Source organism: Curtobacterium sp. PhB191, from assembly GCF_004346515.1.
Lineage (GTDB): Bacteria > Actinomycetota > Actinomycetes > Actinomycetales > Microbacteriaceae > Curtobacterium.
Genome location: NZ_SMBV01000005.1, coordinates 127,086 through 148,988, shown reverse-complemented (window position 1 = coordinate 148,988; position 21,903 = coordinate 127,086). Strand labels below are relative to the sequence as shown.

At 73.1% G+C, this 21,903-nt stretch carries 19 protein-coding genes and 1 tRNA gene; 5 read left to right on the top strand and 15 right to left on the bottom strand.

The features are described 5' to 3' along the window. Positions 1-76: 76 nt before the first annotated feature. The 6 genes from EDF48_RS10030 to EDF48_RS10005 are packed head-to-tail and all read right to left on the bottom strand — an operon-like array spanning position 77 to position 6,108. Complete coding sequence (locus EDF48_RS10030) at positions 77-859, bottom strand: ABC transporter ATP-binding protein (protein WP_131879714.1); 783 nt, start codon at positions 857-859, stop codon at positions 77-79. Then, entirely contained in the window at positions 856-1,692 is an 837-nt protein-coding gene (locus EDF48_RS10025; RefSeq protein WP_131879712.1) for an ABC transporter ATP-binding protein, read from the bottom strand. The genes EDF48_RS10030 and EDF48_RS10025 overlap by 4 nt, the downstream gene beginning before the upstream one ends. Then, complete coding sequence (locus EDF48_RS10020; RefSeq protein WP_131879710.1) at positions 1,689-2,576, bottom strand: ABC transporter permease; 888 nt, start codon at positions 2,574-2,576, stop codon at positions 1,689-1,691. Before EDF48_RS10020 ends, EDF48_RS10025 begins: the two co-directional genes overlap by 4 nt. After that, positions 2,573-3,526, bottom strand: a complete 954-nt coding sequence (locus tag EDF48_RS10015; RefSeq protein ID WP_131879708.1) for an ABC transporter permease — start codon at positions 3,524-3,526, stop codon at positions 2,573-2,575. Before EDF48_RS10015 ends, EDF48_RS10020 begins: the two co-directional genes overlap by 4 nt. A gap of 28 nt (positions 3,527-3,554) precedes the next feature. Then, entirely contained in the window at positions 3,555-5,108 is a 1,554-nt protein-coding gene (locus EDF48_RS10010) for an ABC transporter substrate-binding protein (protein ID WP_131879706.1), read from the bottom strand. Positions 5,109-5,166: 58 nt separating this feature from the next. Continuing rightward, positions 5,167-6,108 (bottom strand): alpha/beta fold hydrolase, encoded by a 942-nt coding sequence (locus EDF48_RS10005; RefSeq protein ID WP_165932367.1) that lies wholly within the window; start codon positions 6,106-6,108, stop codon positions 5,167-5,169. A 66-nt stretch (positions 6,109-6,174) separates the two neighbouring features. Between EDF48_RS10005 and EDF48_RS10000 the strand changes: the two genes are divergently transcribed. Together EDF48_RS10000 and EDF48_RS09995 are read left to right on the top strand one after the other, a co-directional pair. Beyond that, entirely contained in the window at positions 6,175-7,092 is a 918-nt protein-coding gene (locus EDF48_RS10000; protein ID WP_243648766.1) for a siderophore-interacting protein, read from the top strand. A 26-nt stretch (positions 7,093-7,118) separates the two neighbouring features. Further along, a complete protein-coding gene (locus tag EDF48_RS09995) occupies positions 7,119-7,916 on the top strand; it encodes an ABC transporter ATP-binding protein (RefSeq protein WP_243648767.1) in 798 nt (265 codons plus the stop codon). Between the two features lie 735 nt (positions 7,917-8,651). Here the strand turns inward: EDF48_RS09995 and EDF48_RS09990 are convergent. From EDF48_RS09990 to EDF48_RS19555, 5 genes are all read right to left on the bottom strand, one after another. Further along, positions 8,652-9,020 carry a Fe-S oxidoreductase gene (locus EDF48_RS09990; RefSeq protein ID WP_131879700.1) on the bottom strand — a complete coding sequence of 123 codons (369 nt, stop codon included), beginning with the start codon at positions 9,018-9,020 and terminating at the stop codon, positions 8,652-8,654. A gap of 2 nt (positions 9,021-9,022) precedes the next feature. Further along, complete coding sequence (locus EDF48_RS09985) at positions 9,023-10,426, bottom strand: NAD(P)/FAD-dependent oxidoreductase (protein WP_131879698.1); 1,404 nt, start codon at positions 10,424-10,426, stop codon at positions 9,023-9,025. A 55-nt stretch (positions 10,427-10,481) separates the two neighbouring features. Next, on the bottom strand, positions 10,482-11,303 hold the full coding sequence (locus EDF48_RS09980; protein WP_131846469.1) for an arginase family protein: 822 nt from the start codon (positions 11,301-11,303) through the stop codon (positions 10,482-10,484). 55 nt (positions 11,304-11,358) lie between these two features. Then, positions 11,359-12,084: a PspA/IM30 family protein gene (locus EDF48_RS09975; RefSeq protein WP_123294264.1), complete on the bottom strand. Its 726-nt coding sequence runs from the start codon at positions 12,082-12,084 to the stop codon at positions 11,359-11,361. Positions 12,085-12,164: 80 nt separating this feature from the next. Beyond that, positions 12,165-14,072, bottom strand: a complete 1,908-nt coding sequence (locus tag EDF48_RS19555; protein ID WP_279432385.1) for a TPM domain-containing protein — start codon at positions 14,070-14,072, stop codon at positions 12,165-12,167. Between the two features lie 302 nt (positions 14,073-14,374). Here EDF48_RS19555 and EDF48_RS09965 point away from each other — a divergent pair, with 302 nt between their 5' ends. Together EDF48_RS09965 and EDF48_RS09960 are read left to right on the top strand one after the other, a co-directional pair. Beyond that, positions 14,375-14,578: a hypothetical protein gene (locus EDF48_RS09965; RefSeq protein WP_071255966.1), complete on the top strand. Its 204-nt coding sequence runs from the start codon at positions 14,375-14,377 to the stop codon at positions 14,576-14,578. A gap of 46 nt (positions 14,579-14,624) precedes the next feature. After that, complete coding sequence (locus EDF48_RS09960) at positions 14,625-15,209, top strand: 4'-phosphopantetheinyl transferase superfamily protein (protein WP_131879694.1); 585 nt, start codon at positions 14,625-14,627, stop codon at positions 15,207-15,209. Here EDF48_RS09960 and map read toward each other — a convergent pair. Then, complete coding sequence (gene map / locus EDF48_RS09955; protein ID WP_131879692.1) at positions 15,193-15,960, bottom strand: type I methionyl aminopeptidase; 768 nt, start codon at positions 15,958-15,960, stop codon at positions 15,193-15,195. The two genes, EDF48_RS09960 and map, sit on opposite strands and share 17 nt — an antisense overlap. 32 nt (positions 15,961-15,992) lie before the next feature. Here map and EDF48_RS09950 point away from each other — a divergent pair, with 32 nt between their 5' ends. Next, positions 15,993-16,262, top strand: a complete 270-nt coding sequence (locus EDF48_RS09950; RefSeq protein ID WP_027465796.1) for a helix-turn-helix domain-containing protein — start codon at positions 15,993-15,995, stop codon at positions 16,260-16,262. On the opposite strand, the gene EDF48_RS09945 is transcribed toward EDF48_RS09950, so the two are convergent. The 3 genes from EDF48_RS09945 to EDF48_RS09935 form a co-directional block, all read right to left on the bottom strand. Then, a complete protein-coding gene (locus EDF48_RS09945; RefSeq protein ID WP_243698083.1) occupies positions 16,259-17,587 on the bottom strand; it encodes a M1 family metallopeptidase in 1,329 nt (442 codons plus the stop codon). The two genes, EDF48_RS09950 and EDF48_RS09945, sit on opposite strands and share 4 nt — an antisense overlap. Positions 17,588-17,613: 26 nt before the next feature. Next, positions 17,614-21,498 (bottom strand): Pls/PosA family non-ribosomal peptide synthetase, encoded by a 3,885-nt coding sequence (locus EDF48_RS09940; protein WP_131879690.1) that lies wholly within the window; start codon positions 21,496-21,498, stop codon positions 17,614-17,616. A gap of 296 nt (positions 21,499-21,794) precedes the next feature. Then, positions 21,795-21,866: transfer RNA gene (locus EDF48_RS09935), tRNA-Arg, on the bottom strand. Between the last annotated feature and the right edge of the window lie 37 nt (positions 21,867-21,903).

Here is a 21,903-nt window from a genome sequence, read left to right as displayed (position 1 = left end):
TGTTCCGACAGGCCACGCTTCGATCGACTCGTGGGATGTCGCGAATCGCGTGCCGCCCCGCCGCCCGCCCCTACGGCTACGGCAGCGTCGGCGCAGCGTCCACCAGCGCCCGCGTCACCGGGTGCGCCGGCGCATCGAGCAACGACACCGGCCCGTGCTCCACGATGCGCCCCGCCGACATCACCGCGACGGTGTCGCACAGCCGCTGGACCACACCGATGTCGTGCGACACCAGGACCATGGTCAGCCCGAGGTCGTCGGCGAGCGAGCGGAACAGCTCGATGACCCGTGCCCGCACCACCACGTCGAGGGCGCTCATCGGCTCGTCGCCGAACAGGATCCGCGGCCCGTGCACCACGGCCCGGGCGATCGCGATGCGCTGCCGCTGCCCACCGGAGAACTCGTGCGGGTACCGGTCGACCACGTCTGCCGGCAGGTCGACCCGCTCCAGCACGTCGCGCACCAGCGTCCGGTGATCCCCGTCGATCCGCAGTGCCCGCAGCGGTTCGCCGACGATCGCGCCGACGCGCATCCGCGGGTCGAGGGACGCGTACGGGTCCTGGAACACCACCCCGGTCTCGCGACGGAACCAGCGCATCGCGGCCGCGGACCCGGACGCCACCACCGGACGACCGGAGGCGGTCACGGAACCCGCGGAAGGTGCCTCCAGGCCGGCGAGCAGCCGGACCAGGGTGGACTTGCCGGACCCCGATTCGCCGACTATCCCGAGCCGCTGGCCGGGGGCGACCGTCAGGTCGACGCCGTCGACGGCGGTGCGGACGGGGCCCGGTTCGAAGGGCCCGCGGCGGGGGAGCCGGTAGGTGCGGTGCAGCCCGACCCCGTCGAGGATGGCGGTCATGCGGAGCCTCCGGACGGACGGGCACGACGGGCGGTGGCGCGCGCGGCGTCGACGAGCGCGACGGTCGCGGGGTGCTGCGGCGCGGCGAGCAGCGACGCGACCGAGCCCTGCTCGACGACCCGTCCGCCGTCGAGCACGACGGCGGTGTCGGCGATCCGCGCGAGCACGGCGAGGTCGTGCGTGACGAAGACCATGCCGGCCGGCAGCCCTTCGAAGAGGTCGAGGATCCGCGCCTCGGTCGTGACGTCGAGCGCCGTGGTCGGCTCGTCGGCCACGAGGTACGCGGGCTGCCCGGCCATCGCCATCGCGATGCAGATCCGCTGTCGCTGCCCGCCGGACAGCTGGTGCGGGTACTGCCGCAGCAGCGACTCCGGGTCCGGCAGTCCGACGTCCGCCGCCAGGGTGGTCGCCGCGACGCGTGCCGCCCGCCGGTCGAGTCCGCGGTGCAGGCGCAGCGGCTCCGCGATCTGCGCGCCGACGCGGCGCAGCGGGTCGAGGGCGGTGCCGGGCTCCTGGAACACCATGCCGATGCCGGATCCGCGGTGCTTCGCACGCTCCCGATCGGGCAGGCCGACGAGTTCGGTGCCGTCCAGGCGGATGCTGCCGGTGACGGTCGCGCCGGCGGGCTCCAGGCCCATCAGGGCGAGCGAGGTCATGGACTTGCCGGATCCGGATGCGCCGATCACGCCCACGCGTTCGCCGGGAGGCACGGTGAACGTCACGTCGTCGAGGATCGTCCGCCCCGCGATGCGGACGGAGAGCCCCACCACCGCGAGCCCGCCGGGGCCGGTGTCGCTGCGGCTGCCGGTGTCGCTGTGGCTGCGGTCGGTCATGCGGTCACCCCCGGGGTGGTCGTGGCCGGGTCGGCGCGGCGGTCGCCGCCCGCTGCGCGGTCGTTCGTCGTCAGCCGTGGGTCGGTCGCGTCGCGGATCGCGTCACCGAGCAGGGAGAGCGCGGCGACGACCAGCGCGATCGCGGCTCCCGGCCAGGTGGCGCTCCACGGGTGCACGCCGATGTAGGTCTGCAGGTCGGAGAGCAGGTTGCCCCACGACGCCGTGTCCGACCCGGCGCCGTAGCCCAGGTACGACAGACCGGCCTCGGCGAGGACCGCGGTGGCCATCGCGAGCGAGAGCTGCACGGTGAACAGCGGCGCGGCGTTCGGCACCAGGTGGCGGAACAGCACCCCGACACCACCGACACCGGAGGCCCGGGCGGCGGTGACGTAGTCGCTGCGGGCGATACGCCGGATCTCGCCGCGGGCGACCCGGGCGATCGTGACGCCGAAGGACAGGCCGACGCTCACGATGACGACCCCGAGCGAGCCGCCGAACACCGCGGTCAGCAGCATCGCGGTCAGCAGGGTCGGGAACGCCACCAGGATGTCGAGCAGGACGGCCGTGCCCTCGCGCACCCAGCGGGCGGTGAGGGACCCGATCGCGGTCAGGACGATGCCGACGACGCTCGCGATCACCCCGGCTCCGACGGCGACGAGCACGGTGGTGCGGGTGCCGGCGAGCAGGTAGCTCGCGATGTCCCGGCCGGCGGCGTCGGTGCCGAACCAGTGCGCGGCGCTCGGGCCCTCCCACTGCTGGAACGGATCGGCGCGGAACGGGTCCTGCGGCGTCCACACGAGCGACACCGCGGCGAGCACCACGAGCAGGCCGAGCACGACGACGGCGAAGACCCCGGTGGGGCGGGAGAGCAGGCGGCGGATCATCCGGACACCTCGCGTTGGCGTGGGTCGAGGGCGCGGTGCACGACGTCGACGGCGAAGCCGACCAGCAGCACGAGCCCGGTGAGCACGAGCAGCTCGGACTGCACCTTGGTGACGTCGCGGCGACCGACGTCGGTCACGAGCATGCGCCCGACCCCGGGCAGCGAGAACAGCTGCTCGACGACGACGGCCCCGACCAGCAGCCCGGCGATCTGCACCCCGAGCACGGCGAGCACGGTGAGGGCGACCGAGGGCAGCCCGTGCCGGAGCAACGCCTGCGTGCGCGTCAGCCCGATCGCGGCCGCGGTGCGGACGTGGTCGGCGTCGAGCACCGACAGCGTCGCGGAGCGGGTGAAGCGCAGGATGACGGCACCCTCGACCGCGCCGATGGTCAGGGCGGGCAGCACGAGCGACGCGAACGCACGCCCCGGCTCGGACCAGCCGTCGAGCGGGAAGCCCTGGGTCGGCAGCCAGTGCAGCGTGACGGCGAACAGCGCGACGAGCAGCATGCCGGCCCAGACGACCGGGATCGCGGCGACGGCCTGCGCCACGAACCCGATGACGGCGCCGCCCGGTCGACGGCGGAGCACCGCGGCGACGACCCCGAGGGGGACGCCGATCACGAGTGCGGTGAAGAGTGACATGCCCGCGAGCGGCAGCGTGATCGCCAGCTTCTGCGCGATCTCCGGCGCGACCTGCCCGTTGGTCACCAGGGACCGGCCGAGGTCGCCGCGGAACACCCCGCCGATCCAGTCGAGGTACTGCACCACGACGGGCCGGTCGAGGCCGAGCTGCTGCCGGAGCTGCTCGACCTGCGCCGGGGTCGACTGGGTGCCGGCGACGACCTGTGCGACGTCGCCGGGCAGCACCCGCAGGGTCGCGAAGATGATGACGCTCGCGACGAGCAGCCCGACGACGAACAGCAGCATCCTGCCGACCAGGAACCGGGTCACGTGCTCGGAGCTCCGGGCGCGGGTCGTCTCACTTGACGGCGAGCTTCGACAGGTCGAGTCGCGAGTTGCCGCCGTCGACCGGGAAGCCCGTCACGCCGGAGCGCACCGCGGTGATCTCGGTGGCCGTGTAGAGCCACTCGCCGGCGGCGTCCTCGCTCACGATCTTCGCGGCCTTCCGCAGGGCGTCGACCTTGGCGTCCTCGTCGGTGGCCGCGATCGACTCGGCGTACAGCGACTGCACCTCGGCGTTGTCGTACCCGAAGTAGTAGTCGGGGTTCGCCCAGTTGCCGAAGTCGCGGGCCTCGACGTGGTCCACCATTGACAGGTCGAAGTCGCGCTCACCCGACTTCGGCGCCTGGAACACCGTCGACAGCCAGGTGGCGAAGTCGACGCGCTTGACGGTCAGGGTGATCCCGACGTCGGCGAGCTGCGACTTGAGCACGTCGCCGATGGTCGCCGGGTAGATGTTCGCGTACGTCAGCGTGAGCTTCAGGTTCTCCTGACCGGCGGCGGCGAGGAGCTGCTTCGCGTTGTCGGGGTCGTATGCGTCGATGTCGGTCAGGTCCTCGTACCCGGGGTCGAGCTCCGGGATCGGGCCGCCCTGCTCGACGCCCGTGCCGCCGATGGCCTTGATGAGGGCCTTCGGGTCGATCGCCTGCCGGATCGCCTGGCGCACCTTCTTGTCGGTGAACGGCGCCTTCTGGTCGTTGAACGCGAGCGTGTACTTGTCGGTCGTCTTGCCGGAGTGCAGCGCGATGTCCGAGTTGCCGTCGAGCTGGCTCTTCAGTGTGCCGTCGACCGGGTTGAGGACGTCGAGGTCGCCGTTCGCCATGGCGTTGACGGCCGTCGACGGATCGGTGATGTACCGGAAGACGATCTTCGCGACCTTCGCCTTCGTGCCCCAGTAGTCGTCGTTGCGGTCGAAGGTGAGCGAGTCGCCCTGCTTCCAGCTCGCGACCTCGTACGGGCCGGTGCCGTTCGCGGTGTCCGACAGGTCGTTCGTCGCGGCCTTCTCGAGCACCAGGCCGGAGCGGCCGGTCAGGTTCCAGAGCAGGTCCGAGTCGGGCTTCGCCAGCTTGAGCTCGACCACACCGGTCGACGGTGACGTGATCGAGGTGACGCCGGCGAGCTTGGCGGAGTCGACGTAGGTCTCGTTCGACTTGACCTGCTCGAGCGACCACACGACGTCGGCCGCGGTGACGTCCTTGCCGTCCTGGAAGGTGATGCCGTCGCGCAGCGTGAACGTGTACGTCAGCCCGTCGTCGGAGACCTCGTGCTCGGAGGCCAGCACGTCGCGGATGTCGCCGTCGGCGGTCCGGCCGACGAGCCCCTGGTACACGTTGTCGATGAGCACCTGGTCGAGCGCTGCACCAGACTGCGTGCGGATGTCGAGGCTGGTCGGTTCGAGCACCAGGCCGACGCGGACGGTGGCGTCGGCGCCGCCGTCCTCGTTCGACGAGCCGGAGCAGCCGGTCAGCGCGAGGGCGGAGACGACGGCGACCGCGGTGGCGGCGAGGGCAGCACGTCCGAGGCGCGTGGTGCGCGCAGCCCGGGCGGTACGGCGGGACAGGAGCGGACTCATGGGGTGTGGGTTCCTTCCGGACGCGAGGGCGATGGTCACAGCTCGCGCTCGCACGAGGTTACCGGGGGCCGGTACGGTCCCGCGACGGTTCATCGATCCGGTGCAACAATCCGTGACGTGCGGCCCATGCCCGGATCGCCGAAGCGAGTTCGAGGGGCGCCTGGTTCTGCACTGCGTGCCGTGCGGTGACCGTCACGATCTCGGCCTCCGGCAGCCGCTCGGCGAACGCGGCGTGCAGCTTCGGCGAGACGTACCCGCGGTCGCCGCGGACGAGCAGGGTCGGCACGCGCAGGGCCTCGAGGTCGGGCCAGGCGTCGGCGAAGCGCCCCACCGACGACGTGCGGCCGGCGGGCAGGTGCGGGAAGTGGTGGCGCCGCACGAGCGCTCCGTCGTCACCGAGCCGCGTGGTGTGGCGCGCCTCACGCAGCAGCACGTGCCGGTCGTCGCCGACGCGTGCCTCGATCGCCCGGTCGACGACCTGGTCCAGGGTGGCGAACGGCTCCTCGGCCTCGAGCGCGCGGGCGATCCGGTCGACCGCCCGCTGCGCGAAGTCCGGCGACATGTCGACGAGGACGAGCCCGGTCACCCGCTCCGGTGCCGTGGCCGCGAGTCGTGCCGACAGGATCGCGCCGAGCGAGTGCCCGACGACGATCCCCGGCGGGACCTCCAGGGCGTCGAGCGCCGCGAGCACGGTCGGCGCCGTCACGGACGCCCCGTAGTCGGCGTCGTCCCGCCACGACGACCGCCCGTGGCCGGGCAGGTCGAGGGCGACCGCCGGCTCGCCGACGGCGAGCGCGGTCTGGTCGAAGCTGTGGGCGTCGATGCCGAGCCCGTGCAGGTAGGTGATCCGGGCCTCCCGGTCGCCCCACCGGATGGCGGACGTCTCCTGCCCGTCATCGGTGCGGACCACCTGCCTGGAGGCGCGGAGCGGCTCCGTCACGCCGCTCGCGCGGGCGAGGGCGGCCAGGTCTGCGAATTCGTCGTCGGGGGCATCGGGCACGGAACCGATCTTCGCACCGTCTGCGGGGTCTGGAGACGTTAGGTAAGGCATGCCATACTCGGATCCGTGGCAACCCGGTACCGCGTCTTCTCCGTCCGTGTGGCAGCGGTCACGTCGCTCACCCCGCACTTCGTCCGGGTGACGCTGACGGGCGATGCCCTGGCGGACTTCTCCTCGGTCGGGCTCGACCAGCGGATCAAGGTCGTCCTGCCGCTCGACGGTGTGGGGTTCTCCGAACTGCCCGAGGACGAGGACTGGTACGCCGCCTGGCGTGCGCTGCCGGACGCGGAACGCAACCCGCTGCGCACCTACACGGTCCGCTCGTTCCGGCCCGACGCCCGTGAGCTCGACATCGACTTCGTCGCACACGGCGACGCCGGACCCGCATCCCGGTGGGTGTCGTCCTGCCGGGTCGGCGACGAACTCCGGATCGTCGGACCCCGCGTGCCGGAGTCGCCCGAGGACCTGCCGACCGGTGCCGCCGAGTTCGCACCCGGGCACGCGAACCGCATCCTGCTCGCCGGGGACGAGACCGCCGCCCCGGCCATCTGCGCCATCCTCGAGGCGCTCGACGTCTCGACCGTCGGACACGTCTTCATCGAGGTGCCGACCGACGCCGACCGGCTGCCCGTGAGCGCGCCCGCCGGGGTCGAGGTCCGCTGGATCGCCCGGAACGGTGCGACCCACGGCGTCCGCATGACCGACCAGGTGCACGCGTGGGCGTCGACGGTCGTCGCCGGTGCTGCACCTGTCGCCGCGGGTCCCGCCTGTGGGGACGCCGTCGAGCTGGCGGACGTCGACGTCGACGAGCAGGTCCTCTGGGACGTGCCGGCCACCGAGGAGTCGCGCCCCGTCTACGCCTGGATCGCGGGCGAGGCCGGCTGCGTCAAGGAGCTCCGACGGCACCTGGTGCGCGGGGTCGGCATCGACCGCAAGCAGGTCGCGTTCATGGGGTACTGGCGGCACGGCAAGGCCGAGAACTGAACGCCGCAGCCGGACTGACGACCAGCGTGGTCGGAGTCCCGACGACCGCGCTCGGCGTGCGTGGGCTGACGCTCGCGTACGACGACCGCATCGTGGTGGACGGGCTCGACGTGGACGTCCCCGACGGTGAACTGACCGTCATCGTCGGCCCGAACGCGTGCGGCAAGTCGACGCTGCTGAAGTCGTTCGCGCGCACCCTCAAGCCCCGAGCCGGCACGGTGTACCTCGACGGGGCGCCGATCGACTCCTACCGCCCGAAGGCCGTGGCCCGGCGGGTCGGCATGCTGCCGCAGACGCCGATCGCACCGGACGGCATCACCGTGCGCGACCTCGTGTCCCGCGGGCGGTTCCCGCACCAGGACCTGCTGCACCCGTCGTCCGGGTCCGACCGGCGTGCCGTGCAGGCCGCCCTGGAGCAGACGTCGACGGTGGAGCTGGCGGACCGGAGCGTCGACGAGCTCTCCGGCGGGCAGCGGCAGCGGGTGTGGATCGCGATGGTCCTGGCGCAGGAGACCGACATCGTGCTGCTCGACGAGCCGACGACGTTCCTCGACATCGCGCACCAGTACGACGTGCTCGAGCTGGCCTCGGCCCTGCACGCCGCGGGTCGGACGGTCGTCGCGGTGTTGCACGACCTGAACCAGGCGGCGCGGTACGCCACCCACGTCATCGCGATGCGCAGCGGGTCGATCGTCGCTGCCGGGCCCCCGGCCGCGGTGCTGACGGCCGACCTCGTCGAGGACGTCTTCGGCCTGCCGTGCGTGGTCGTCCCCGACCCCGAGACCGGCACGCCCCTCATCGTCCCCCGTCGTCCCGCCGCCTGACCCGCGCCCGCGCCCCGCGCCCCGCGCCGCACTCGCCCGCCCGCCCGCACCCCGAGGTTCCGAAATCTCGGCATCTCGCGCCGCATCCGGGCCGTCCGTGGAACCTCGGCGCGACGCACGCGGCATGTCGTGGAACCTCGCGGCGACGGAGACGCATCGCTCCCCACCCACCCGTCCAGTCGCGAGTGCGCTCCACGTGCCGCCGAGGCGACTCCCCGAGGTTCCGAAATCTCGGCATCTCGCGCCGCATCCGGGCTGCCCGTGGAACCTCGGCGCAACGCACGCGGCATGTCGTGGAACCTCGGCGCCAGGAGTTCAGGGCGTCTGACCGACCGCGACGAGACGCGGCGCGACGCGCGCGCGTCGCGGACCGGCCGCGTGCCGTCGGCCACGGCCGGTGCGACCGACGGTCAGCGACCGCTCGGCGCCGCCCCGGCGGGGTGTCGCGACCGATCAGCGCTCCTCAGCCGGGCAGGTAGGCCGGGCCACGGCGGACGGGAGGCCCGTGGCGGCCGTGATCCGTGCCTCCCGTCCGCCGTTCGGTCACGTCTCGTCGCCCGCCGGCCCTCACCGGAGGTCACGCCGCGCCGAGCGTGCCGCGCCGAGCGGTCGCAGACCGTCGGATGCGGCCGGAGCCGCCGACGGTCTGCGACCACTCGGCGCCGGCCCGACGGGGTGTCGTGACCGATCGGCACACGGCGGCGCAGCACAGAGGGAGCCGCGCACGGACACCCGTCAGCGGTAGCCGCCGTCCTCCAGCCCCGCCTCGACCTCGAAGTGGTTGCGGAGCGGGTCTCGGCCGGCGACGGCGTACAGCACGGGCATGAGCATGCCGTACCGCCGCCACTGCTCGACGTGCACCCGCTCGTGCCGCAGCACCCGGGGCCCGTCGTTGTCCCGGGTCAGGTACACCGAACCCACGCAGGTGCCGCCGCGACGGAACACCCACCGCGGCAGCCCCGAGCAGACGACGAGCCCGTCGACCACGCGGACGCGACCGGTCGACAGCGGCACGCCGATCGCCAGACCCACCGCCGTGGCGAACAGCCAGCCCACCCGCGACACGGGGGAGTCGAGCAGCGTCCGGCGTGCCAGTCCGCGCATGCTCAGGCCGGGCGACCGTAGGTCTCGAGCAGACGGAGCCAGATCTCGTTCATCGTCGGGTAGGCCGGCACCGCGTGCCAGAGGCGGTCGACCGGTACCTCGCCGACGACGGCGATCGTCGCCGCGTGCAGCATCTCGGCGACGTCCTGGCCGACGAAGGTGACGCCCACGACGACCCCGCGGTCCTCGTCGACGACCATCTTGGCGCGGCCGGTGTAGCCGTCGGCCTGCAGCGCGGAACCCGCGACGCCGCCGAGGTCGTACTCCACGGCACGGACGTTCAGCCCCTGCTGGCGCGCGGCCTTCTCGGTCAGGCCGACGCTCGCGACCTCGGGGTCGGTGAACGTGACCTGGGGGACCGCGGCGTGGTCGGCGGTCGCGACGTGTGCGCCCCACGGTTCGGTGTGCAGCGGCGTGCCCTGGTGCCGGGCGGCGATCGCCTCGCCGGCCGCGCGGGCCTGGTACTTGCCCTGGTGGGTGAGGAGGGCGCGGTGGTTGGCGTCGCCGACGGCGTACAGCCAGTCGGTGCCGTGCACGAGCGTCGTGTCGTCGACCTCGAGCCAGTCGCCGGCGGTGAGCCCGACGGACTCGAGCCCGAGGTCGGCGGTGTGCGGGGTGCGGCCGGTGGCGGCCAGCACCTCGCTCGTGATGACGGTGGTGTCGTCGTCGAGCGTGGTGGTGACGAGCCCGTGCTCGTCGCGGTCGACCCGCACGGGGCTCACGCCGGTGCGGACGTCGACGCCGAGCTCGCGGAGGGCATCGGTGACGAGTTCGCCGGCGAACGGTTCCATGCCACCGAGCAGTCCGTGCCGGGCGACGAGGGTGACCTTCGCGCCGAGCGATGCCCAGGCGGTGGCGAGCTCGGAGCCGGCGACACCGCCGCCGATCACGAGCAGGCTCTCCGGCACCTGCTGGGCGCTGGTGCCCTCGCGGGTGCCCCACGGCTTCGCCTCGGCGAGTCCCGGCACGTCCGGCAGCGCGTGCAGCGAACCGGTCACGACGGCGACGGCGGCACGGGCGGTGTGCGTCTCGCCGCCGACCTCGATCGTCTTCTCGCCGGTGATGCGGGCGTGGCCGCGGATCAGGGCGATGTCGGCGGACTCGAGCCAGGACACCTGGCCGTCGTCCTTCCAGTCCGAGGTGAACGAGTTGCGGCGCGCGAGCACGTGGGCGGCGTCGAGTTCGCCGGTGACGGCCTGCTTCGCGCCGTCGAGCCGCTTCGCCGCTGCCAGGGCGTGGCCGCTGCGCAACAGTGCCTTCGACGGCATGCACGCCCAGTAGGAGCACTCGCCGCCGACCAGTTCGGACTCCACGATCGCGACCGCCAGGCCGCGCTTGTGGGCGTAGTCCGCCACGTTCTCGCCGACTGCGCCGGCGCCGATCACGATGAGGTCGTAGTCCGTCATGAGGCCGAGCGTACGCGGACCGGCATGGGGTGCGCCCGGCGCGCCGGGTCGGTTCTCAGGCCACCCGGGAGGCGCTGGTCAACGCCCCGACGACGCGCAGGATCACGCCGAGGTCGTCCACTGCACGCTCCGGGTCGACGGGAGCGAATCCGGTGAGCGCGGCGCCGGCCAGGCGGCGGCCGCGGGTCGCGGCCTGGATCCGCTCGACCAGTCCCGCGCCGTCGAGTCCGAACGGCACCGGCTCGAGCAGGCCGTCGACCTCGGACGGGTCGAGGACGTCGAGGTCGACGTGCACGAACACCGAGGTCGCTCCGGTGGCGTCGACGGCGGCGGCGAGGGCGTCCGGGGTCGCGGCGTCGACGTCGAGTCGGGTGATCCCGGCACGGTCGAGTGCGGCGTCCTCGGCGTCGTCGAGCCCGCGGACGCCCGCGACCACGACCGACGAAGCGGGTAGCACCGGCAGCCCGGGGAACAGGTCGTCGGCGCGGTCGACCAGGATCCGGAGGGCTGCGGTCTCAGCGGCGACGGGCTGGGCGCGGTTGAGTGCGCGGTACCCGCTGGACCCGGCGATGCGGACGAACGCGGTGTCCGGGCCGAGGCCGACGGTGGCACCGAGGACGCTCGCACCGTCCCCACCGACGACGAGGACCGGTTCGCTCGCGACGCCGGTCTCCTCGGCCACACGGTCGGCGACGGCGAGCACGGAAGTGTAGCGGGCGACGGCCGTCTCGAGCCGGTCGCCCGCGCCGGCGGGGACGTCGACCACGGTGGTGGACGCACGGGGGAGGTCGGCCGCGATCGCGGTCGCTCCGTCCCCGAGGCGCATCGCGCGCGACGACGCCGAACCCTGCCACTGACCGACCACGAGGAACTGCATCGTCTCAGTCTGTCAGCTGGGGTCCGGCGTCGTCCGGGAAGGTCGTCCGGGAACGTCAGAGGCTCGACGAGCCGCCCGACTTCAGCGCGGCGAGACGTGCCTCGACCTCGGCGTCCTTGCCGACGTCCTCGAGGCTCTCGAACTGGGCGTCGAGGCTCGACGACTGCAGTTCCTGCTGCCCGAGGACCTTGGCCTCTTCACGACGGACCTTCTCCTCGAAGCGACCGAGGTCGCTCGTCGGGTCGAGTACGTCGATGTTGCCGAGGGCGTCGTTGACCTTGGACTGCGCCTCGGCCGTCTTCGAGCGGGCGACGAGGTTGTCGCGCTTCGCACGGAGCTCCTCGAGCTTCTGCTCCATGCCGGCGAGCCCGGTCTTGAGCTTCTCGACCGCTTCGTTCTGCGAGGCGAGGTTCGGCTCGGCGTCCTTGACCTCCTGCTCGGCCGCGATCTGCTTGCCGATCGCGATCTTGGCGAGGTTGTCGAACTTGTCCGCCTCGGCCGTCTTGCCCTCGGCGCGGTACTTGTCCGCGGCGGTGGAGGCGTTGGCGGCCTTCTGGCCCCACTCGGACGAGGCGCGCTTGTCCTCTTCGTGGTCCTGCTCGAGCAGCCGCACGTTGCCGATCGTCTGCGCGATCGCCGTCTTCGCGTCGGCGATGTTGTTCGTGTAGTCACGCACGAGCTGGTCCAGCATCTTCTGCGGGTCCTCGGCGTTGTCGATGAGCTGGTTGATGTTCGCCCGCACGAGGGTGGAGATGCGGCCGAAGATCGTCTGCTTTGCCATTGCTGTTCCCTTTCCTGGAAGGTCTGACGTCGTGTGTCTGGTCTGTCGGGTGTGTGGTCTGGTCGTCGGGTGGGTCGGGGTCAGAAGCGGCCGCCGCCGGAGAACCCGCCTCCGCCGCCGCCTCCGCCACCGCCGAAACCGCCCCCGCCGCCGAAGCCGCCGCCCCCGCCGCCCCCGAAGGAGCCGCCGCCGAAGCTGCCACCGCGACCGCCGAGCAGGCCGCCGAGCACGATGCCGGTGACGAGGCCGCCGAGCTGGGCGCCGTTGCCGCCGCCACCACCGAAGCCGCCGCCGCCGCCGCCCCAGCCGCCCATGTCGTCGTTCGCCGAGTCCATCGCCGCGGCGGCGTACTGCTCGGCCGCCCGTGCTGCCTGCAGTGCCTGTCCGGGGTCGGTGGTGGCGAGCTGCACGGCGTCGTCGAGGGCGCGTTCGGCCTCGGACAGGCGGGTGCGGGCGGTCGGTCCGATGCCGCCACGGTGCAGCGAGATGTACTCGCGCGCCTGGCTGATCCGGTTCCGGGCGTCGCGCAGGGCGTCGTCGAGGGCGCGGGACGCCCGGCGCTGCTGCTCTTCGGCACCCCGGGCGGCCGCGATGGCCTGGTCGATCTCGGTGTTCGCCTTCGTGAGGGCGTCGACCGCGGTGATCGGGTCCTTCGGGTCGAACCCCTGCCGCAGCACGGTCTGCGCCCGGGTCACGGCCGCGGCGAGGTCGGGCCCGCCCACGGTGAGGGTCCGGGCCGCGGCGACGTCGCCCTCGATGTCGATGCGCATCGCCTCGGCGCGTGCGGTGGCCTCGGTGAAGGTGCCCTCGGCCGCGACCGCGCTGTTCGTGAGTTGCTGCACCTGGGCCAGGGCGTGCTGGGCGTCGCGCACGGCGACCACCGCTTCGCCCTTGTCGCCGGCCGCGATCGCCGCGGTGGCCGCGTTCGAGCGCTCGGTGGCGTAGGCGAGCACCTGGTGTGCCTGGTCGACGTTGTCGGCGACGGTCGCGAGGGTGCGTCCGGTGTAGTTGGCTCGGACGCGGTCGAGCGCGGCTGCTGCTGCGCCGACCGACGCCGGCGCTTCCGCGACGGCCTGGGCCAGTGCGGCGGCTGCTTCCTCGACGCCGTCCTCGAGCGACCGGAGCTTGTCGAACGACTCGGTCTGTTCCTCGATCGAGGCGTGCGCCTGCTGGCAGATCGCGATGATCTGGTTCGCCCAGTCGGCACGCTGCTGGGGGGAGTCCGGGATCTCGTCGTCGAGCTGCTGCCGGAACGTGAAGGCCTTGCGCACGGCCTGCTGCGCAGCGGCGACGGCGTCGGCGAAGGGCTTCGCGGCGTCGGGACCGAACTGGGCCGTGGCGAACCCGACCTCTTGCTCGGCGGTGCGGAGCTCGTCGTCGATCGTCACGAGTGCGCCGCCGGCGGTGCGCTCGAGGTCGGCGAGGGACTCCTGCTGTGCCTGGGTGGCCGCGGCGGTCTTCCGCTTGTTGCGGGTGCGGATGACGAGCACGACGACGATCAGGCCGACGACGACGACGAGCAACAGGATCCAGAGCCAGGTCAGGTTCGGCGGCGCCTGGGTGTCCGTCAGCCCGTTCGCGAACGCCACGGCCGCGCCGGACCAGTCGCCCTGCTTCAGCGCGGGGAGCAGCGAGTCGTTCACGGCGCTCTGCACGTCGGACTCGGAGATGGCGGTCTCGTTCGTCTGCTGCACGTCGTAGTTGCGGTCGTCGACGGCGACCGACAGCAGGATGCCGTCGGTGTCGATCTGGTTCTGCTCCATGACCGCGGAGCCCCACGCGGTGTGGTCCGTCGGATCGGTGAACGTCGGCACGAACACGACGTACAGCTGCGTCTGGGTCTCGGCGTACAGGTCCTGCACCGCCTGTTCGACCTGCGCCTGCTGCGAGGAGCTGAGGGCGTCGGCTTCGTCGAGGACGTACGCCCCACCCAGGTCGACCGGTGCCGTGGCCTGCGCGGTCGCCGCCGGAGCCAGGACGATCAGCATCGCCACGACTGCTGCCGTGACGCGACCCCAGAGCCGCGCTGTCCCCCGTTCCGTCCTCGACCCGCCTGTGCCCGATCCACGCTGGACCGTTCGCATCCGTCCTCCGTCCGTCACCGGTCGGCGCCGTCGACGCCGTCCCGAACGGCGCTCTGAGAGCGCCGTCGCCCGGAGTCTATCCACGGCGCGCAAGCGACGGACGGACTCTCGGCGAACCCTGTGGACAAGCCGATCCATGGGTGTCTTGTCCCCCGGACCGGGGTATGCTGGCGCCACTGTTCGACGACGAACGGAAGGGAACAGCAATGGAGCGAACCACGAGTACCGAGGTCGTCCCGCTCGAGGACGGCTACCACCGCGTCTCGACGCCGGCGACCGGCGTGATCGGCTTCGTGCGCGAGCACGACGGCCGCTACGAAGTGCTGCGCGGACGCGTCCGCCAGGCGACCCGATCCGAGGGTCTCTACAGCACGATGAACGTCGCACTGATCGCACTCACGCACGCGTAGCGACCACGGCCCTGGGCCGGCCGTCCGCGCACCGTAGGCTGCGTGCGTGGGTGAGTCGGGCCTCCAGGCGGTCGTGGTGACCTTGTGCGCGCCGGGTCCGGACCGTGCCGCCGACCGGGAGGCCCTGGTCGCCGCCGTCGCGGCGGCTGCGGGCGTCGAGACGGCGGCCGTGCGCGCGGGGCGCGTCTGCCCACACTGTGCCGGGACCGATCACGGTCGTCCCTGGGCCACGGTGCACGGCACCGCGGTCGGCGTCAGTCTGTCGCGCACGACCGGCGTGCTCGCGCTCGCGGTCGCGCCGGGCCCGGTCGGCGTCGACCTCGAGCGGGTGTCCCGCGTCGGCGCAGCGCCCCTCGACGTCTTCACGCCCGGCGAACGCGAGCGCTCGGCCGGTGATGCCGGCTTGCTCGCGGCCTGCTGGGCGGCGAAGGAGGCCGTGCTGAAGCGCGACGGTCGGGGCCTGCGCGTCGATCCGCTGTCGGTCGACGTGGACGTCGCTGCCGGCACCGCGCGGTTCGAGGGGCGAGACCACCCGGTGACGATCCACCGGCCGGCACCCGACCTGGTGCTCGTCGTCGCGGCCGGCGGGCTGCCCGTCGTGGTCGAGGGGACGCTCAGCGGGGGAGTGTGAGCACCTCGGCGCCGTCCTCGGTGATCGCGATGGTGTGCTCGGTGTGGGCCGTCCGGGCTCCCGTGGCACTGCGGAGCGTCCAGCCGTCGGCATCGGTGACGAGCACGTCGGTGTCCGCCATCACCCACGGTTCGAGCGCGAGCAGGAGGCCGGGCCGGAGCGTGTAACCGCGGCCCGCGCGGCCCGTGTTCGACACGTGCGGGTCCTGGTGCATGGTCGAGCCGATGCCGTGGCCGCCGAACTCGACGTTGACCGGGTAGCCCGCACCCTCGAGCACGGTCCCGATGGCGTGCGACAGATCGCCGATGCGGGCCCCGGGGCCGGCGGCGGCGATCCCGGCGGCCAGGGCGCGCTCGGTCGCGTCGATGAGGGCGAGGTCCTCGTCGCGCGGGGTGCCGACGACGAAGCTCACGGCGGCGTCGGCGGCGATGCCGTCCAGCGACACCGCGAGGTCAAGGGTGAGCAGGTCGCCGTCCGCCAGGACCCGGTCGTGCGGCAGCCCGTGCAGCACGGCGTCGTTCACGGCGGTGCAGATGTGGTGGCCGAACGGACCGCGGCCGAACGACGGTGCGTAGTCGACGTAGCAGGAGTCCGCGCCGGCGTCCTCGATCATCTGCTTCGCCCACCGGTCGATCTCGAGCAGGTTGGTGCCCACGCGGGTCCGTTCGCGCAGGGTCTGCAGGATGGTGCCGACGAGGGCTCCGGTGGCACGGGCCTTCTCGACCTCGGCGGGTGTCAGGATCTCGATCACGCGGATGATCATACCGGTATTACTATGTGGGGATGGTCCGTCTCCCGCTCCGCCCCGACGAGGTCGCGCGCGGCCGCCGTCTCGGTGCCCTGCTCCGCCGCGCACGTGGCCCACGGTCGATCGTCGACACCGCCCTCGCCGCCGGGATCTCGCCCGAGACGCTCCGCAAGATCGAGACCGGGCGGATCGCGACCCCGGCGTTCTCGACCATCGCGTCCGTCGCCGGCGTGGTCGGGCTGTCGCTCGACGCGGTCTGGTCCGAGGTCAGCTGCGACCCGGCCGACGGCGAGCTGGCTGGCTAGTCGACGCGCGGCGCGGGCAGCGCCGGTACCGACGCCTCGTCGATCCAGGGCCCGGTCACCGCCCGGACGTCCGCGACGGAACGGCCGGCGGCGTCGGCGAACGCACTGAGCACGTCGGGCACCGTCACCGAACCGTGCCGGTGCCGTTCGGTGATGCTGCGGAGCCCGGCGGTGAACGCGTCGTCGCCGAACGCGTGGCGGACGGCATGCAGTGCGAGGGCGCCGCGCTTGTAGACCCGGTCGTCGAACATGTCCTTCGCGCCGGGGTCGCCGACGACGAGGTCCTCTGGCTGGTCGAGGAGCCCCTGCCGGTACTGCGCAGCGAGCACGTCGGCGGTGTCGCCGCCGTGGTGCTCGGACCACAACCACTCGGCGTAGCAGGCGAACCCCTCGTGCAGCCAGATGTCCTGCCAGCGGGTGACCGTCACCGAGTTGCCGAACCACTGGTGCGCGAGCTCGTGCGCGATGAGCCGGTCGGTGCCGTGCTCGCCGTCGACGTGGTTCCGGCCGAACACCGCGAGCCCGTGGGCCTCGAGGGGGATCTCGAGCTCGTCGTCGGTGACCACGACGCCGTACGCCGCGAACGGGTACGGGCCGAAGCGGTCCGAGAACAGCGCGAGCATCTCCGGTACCTGCCCGAAGTCGGTCTTCGCGGCGGCCGCCAGGTCGGCGGGGTGGTGCAGGGTCACGGGGACGACGGCGCCGCGGAGCCTCGTCGTGCGGTACCGCCCGATCTGCACCGTCGCCAGGTACGTCGCCATCGGCTCGGTGGTGGCGTAGGTCCAGCGGGTGCCGATGCGGTCGCGTTCCTTGCCGAGCAGTTCACCGTTCGCCAGGACGTCGTACGCAGCCTCGGCGGCGATCTCGAACCGGTAGGTCGCCTTGTCGTCCGGTCGGTCGTTGCACGGGAACCACGAGGGTGCCCCCGTCGGCTGGGCTGCGACGATGACGCCGTCGGTGAGTTCCTCCCACCCGACCTGGCCCCAGGCGCTGCGGACGGGGCGCGGGTTGCCGCGGTACCGCAGGTGCACGGTGAACGTGGTGTCGGCCGCGATCGGCGACGCCGGGGTCACGGTGACCTTGTGCACCGCCTTCGACACCTTCTTCGCGCGGGTGCCGTCGACGTCGGCACGCTCGACGCTCAGGCCGTGCAGGTCGATGACGATCCGGTCGAGGGGTTCGTGGGCTCGGGCGGTGATCGTCGCCGTGCCGTCGAGACGGTTCGTGGCCACGCGGTAGTCGAGGCGGAGGTCGTAGTGCTCGGCGCTCCAGCGTCGGTCGCCGCTGTGCGGGGTGTACGGGTCGGCAGTGGGGGTGTTCGGCACGGTCCCAGTCAACCCCATGGCGCCGGTCAGTCCGCCACGGTGGCCGGTTCGGCTGTCCACGGAGCGATGGGGTTGCCGGACCAGCGGGACCCGGTGGGCACCTGCTCGCCGCGCATCACGAGCGAGGCCGGACCCACCGTGGCGCCCGTGCCGATGCCGGCTGCGGGCAGGACGACGCTGTGCGGCCCGAGGGTCGCGCCGGCGTCGAGGTGCACGGTGTCGAGCTGCATCACCCGGTCGTGGAACAGGTGGGTCTGCACGACGGTCCCGCGCGCCACCGATGCGCCGGCCCCGATCGTGACGAGGTCGGCCTCGGGCAGCCAGTAGGTCTCGAGCCAGGTGCCGCGGCCGATCGTCGCGCCGAGGCTCCGCAGCCACGCCGCCAGGGCCGGGGTGCCGGTGGCCTGCTCGGCGAACCAGGGTCGGGCGACCGTCTCGACGAAGGTGTCCTGCACCTCGTTGCGCCACACGAACGACGACCACAGCGGGTGCTCCCGGGCGGTGATCCGGCCGACGAACGCCCACTTCGCGATCGTCGACACCACCGCGGCGACGGCCCCGGCGACGATGAGCACCGGTCCGGCGAGCAGCACCGTCCACCCGACGCCGACCGCCGACCACAGGGCGAGCAGGGTGCCCGCCACCCCGAGGGCGATCGCGGCGGACACCATCGGGGCGACGAGCCGCAGCAGCTCCCAGCAGCCGCGGGCGACCTTGAGTCGGACGGGCGGACGGAAGGTGCGCTCCTCGTCGAACTGCGTCGCCGCACGGCGCAGCCGCACCGGGGGTGAGCCGAGCCACGACGACCCGCGCTTGGCCTTCTTCGGCACGGCGGACAGCACCGCCACCAGCGCCTCGCGCGGGACCGAGCGTCCGGCGCCCGTCATCCCGCTGTTGCCGAGGAACGCCCGCCGCCCGACCTTCGACCGGCCGATCCGCACCCGGCCACCACCGAGCTCGTACGTGGCGACCATGGTGTCGTCGGCCAGGAAGGCGCCGGACGCGATCTGCGTCAGCGCGGGGATTAGCAGGACCGTCGAGATCTCCGTGTTCCGGCCGACCTTCGCCCCGAGCAGCCGCAACCACACGGGCGTCACGAGCGAGGCGTACAGCGGGAACAGCAGCGTCCGCGCCGCGTCCAGCACCCGCTCCGTCGACCACGCCTGCCACCCGATCCGCGAACGCACGGGGTGACGCCCCTCGTGCAGCCCGATGCCGAGCAACCGCACCGACCCCACCACGAGCAGCGCGTACACGGCCCCGGCGACGACGGTCGCGAGCGGCACGGTCGCGAGGGCGCGCAGCACCGCGTCACCGAGCGTCGACGCACGCCCGACCAGGGCGACGGCGACCAGCAGCCCGACCGCGACCCCGATCACCGGCAACCCGGCCACGGCCACGGAGCCGGCCCCGTACGCCAGCAGCCAGCGTCGACGCGACGGGGGACGGGCCTCCCGGCCGTGCCTGGCCGACCCGACGCGTTCGGCGGGGGAACCCGCCCAGCGCTGACCGGCGGGCACCCGGCCGGCGACGGCCGAGCCGGCCTCGACCTCGGCACCCGCGCCCACGTGCGCACCGGGCAGCAGCGTGGTGCGGCTGTGCACGACGGCGTCGTCGTCGACACGGACCCGGCCGAGCCGGAACACGTCACCGTCCACCCAGTGCCCCGCGAGGTCCACCTCGGGCTCGATCGACGCACGCTTGCCGATCGTGAGCATCCCGGTCACCGGCGGGAGCGTGTGCAGGTCGACGTCCGTGCCGATCCGCGCCCCGAGCGCACGGGCGTAGTAGCTGATCCACGGTGCCCCGGCGGTCGAGGGACCGTCGACCGCCTCGGCGATCCGCTCCGCCAGCCAGACCCGCAGGTGCACCGAACCGCCCCGCGGGTGGTCGCCCGGCCGGACCCCGACGAGCAGCAGCCGGGCCAGCACGACCGTGAGCGCCATCTTGCCGATCGGCGTCACGAACACCAGCAGCGCGACCACGAGCGCCGGCCAGGGGAGCACCGGCAGGAACGGCAGCGTCGTCGCGTGCAGCACCGCCGCGACCAGCGCCGTCCACGTCAGGACCCGCAACCCGCGCAGCACCTGCACCGGCAAGCCCAGCAGCGTCATCGCGAGGCCCGTCGTCGGCGGGACCGGCGTCACGTCGCGCGATGCGGCCGCCACCGGACCGGACTCGTCCAACGCGGCCGCCAGCGCGCCGATGCGCGGGTGGTCGTAGACGTCGGCGACGGTCGTCGTCGGGAACCGCTCGCGGATCGCGGACACCAGCTGCGCCGCCGTCAGCGACCCGCCACCGTGCGCGAAGAAGTCGTCGTCGACGCTCGACACCGGCACCCCGAGGATCGCCGCCCAGCGCTCCGCGATCCACGCCACCGTGTCCGGCAGCATCGCGGCGTCCGTCGCCCCGGGCAACGGCCACGGCAGCGCCGCACGGTCGACCTTGCCCGACGTCCGCGTCGGCAACGAGTCCACCACGGCGACGAGCGGGACGAGCGCAGCGGGCAGCTCCCGCCGCAACCGGGCGTTCGCAGCCGCGACGTCCACCGTGGCACCCGCCACCGGTGCCACGTACCCCACCAGCACCTGGTTGCCCGCCGGGGTCCGCTGCACCACGGCCGCACCACCGGCCACGTCGTCGAGCGCCTGCAGCGCCGCGTCGATCTCCCCGAGCTCGATGCGCCGACCACCGAGCTTCACCTGGTCGTCCGCACGCCCCTGGAACACGAGCCCCTCGGGGTCGTACCGCACCAGGTCACCACTCCGGTACGCCCGCTCCCACCCGAGCTCCGGGAACGGGGCGTACTTCTCCGCGTCCTTCGCCGGGTCCAGGTACCGACCCAGCCCGACACCGCCGATCACGAGCTCACCGACCCCGCCCGGCTCCACCCGCTGCCCGGCACCGTCCACGACCGCCAGGTCCCACCCGTCCAGCGGCAGCCCGATCCGGATCGGCTGGCTCCCGTCGAGCAGCGACCCGCACGCCACCACCGTCGCCTCCGTCGGACCGTACGTGTTCCACACCTCACGATCCCGGCTCGCGATCCGCGCCGCCAGCTCCGGCGGGCACGCCTCACCACCGAAGATGACCAGCCGCACCTGCTCCAACGCGTCGTCCGGCCACAGCGCGGCCAGCGTCGGCACCGTCGACACCACCGTGATCGTGTGCGCGATCAACCACGGCCCGAGGTCCACCCCCGTCCGCACCAGCGACCGCGGCGCCGGCACCAACGCGGCACCGTGCCCCCATGCCAGCCACATCTCCTCGCACGACGCATCGAACGCCACACTCAGCCCCGCCAGCACGCGGTCACCGGGACCGATCGGCGCCGCCTGCAGGAACATCCGCGCCTCGGCGTCCACGAACGCCGCAGCACTGCGGTGGGTGACCGCCACGCCCTTCGGCACCCCGGTCGACCCCGAGGTGAAGATGATCCACGCGTCGTCGTCCTCGTGGGGGCGTGCGGCGCTCGCCGTGGGGTCCGTCACGGGCAGCTCGCCGCCGTCGCGGTCGCGCAGGACGCCGCTGGCCCCGATGACGCCGACGACGCCGGCCTCGCCGAACACGAGGGTCGCGCGTTCCTCGGGGTCGTCGGCGTCGACGGGCACGTAGGCGGCTCCGGCGGCGAGGACCGCGAGGATCGACAGGTACAGGGCACGCCCGCCGGAGGGGATCCGCACCCCGACCCGGTCACCCCGGCGGACGCCGCGACGGGCGAGGTCGTCGGCCTGCGCGCGCACCAGGTCGAGCAGGGCGGCGTAGTCGACGGTGCCCGCGGGGTCCTCGAGCGCGGTGGCGGTCGGGTGGGTGGCCGCGGTCGCCGCGAGGACGTCGAACAGGGTCCGTGGTGCGGGGGCGTGCCCGCCGCGTGCGAGTTCGAGCTGCGCGTTCCCGGTGCCGGTGGTCATCGGTTCCCTCTTCCCGGTCGCGTGCAGGACGACCGGCCCGTGATCCTAGGGGGTGCGCGTGACGCGCGGGGAAACACGGGGTAGCGCGGTGCGCGCGGGCGCTTCGTGAGCAGAAACTGTCGAGTCGATTCCCCCGACCCGACCATTCCTGCTCATCATCCGCGCGAACGCCAACATCCGCCACGACGTGCGCAACCCATCCCGGAGAGTCTCAACGGGGGAAGGTCGCCGCAGGCGACATCGCGCGCAACTGACTGAGCGCAGCGAAGACAACTGCTTGCGCGGGAATGTCACGGTGCCCCCAGGAGGATTCGAACCTCCGCCCCTGCCTCCGGAGGGCAGTGCTCTATCCCCTGAGCTATGGGGGCCAAGGGGTGCAACAACCGTAGCAGGTCCGGCGTGCCC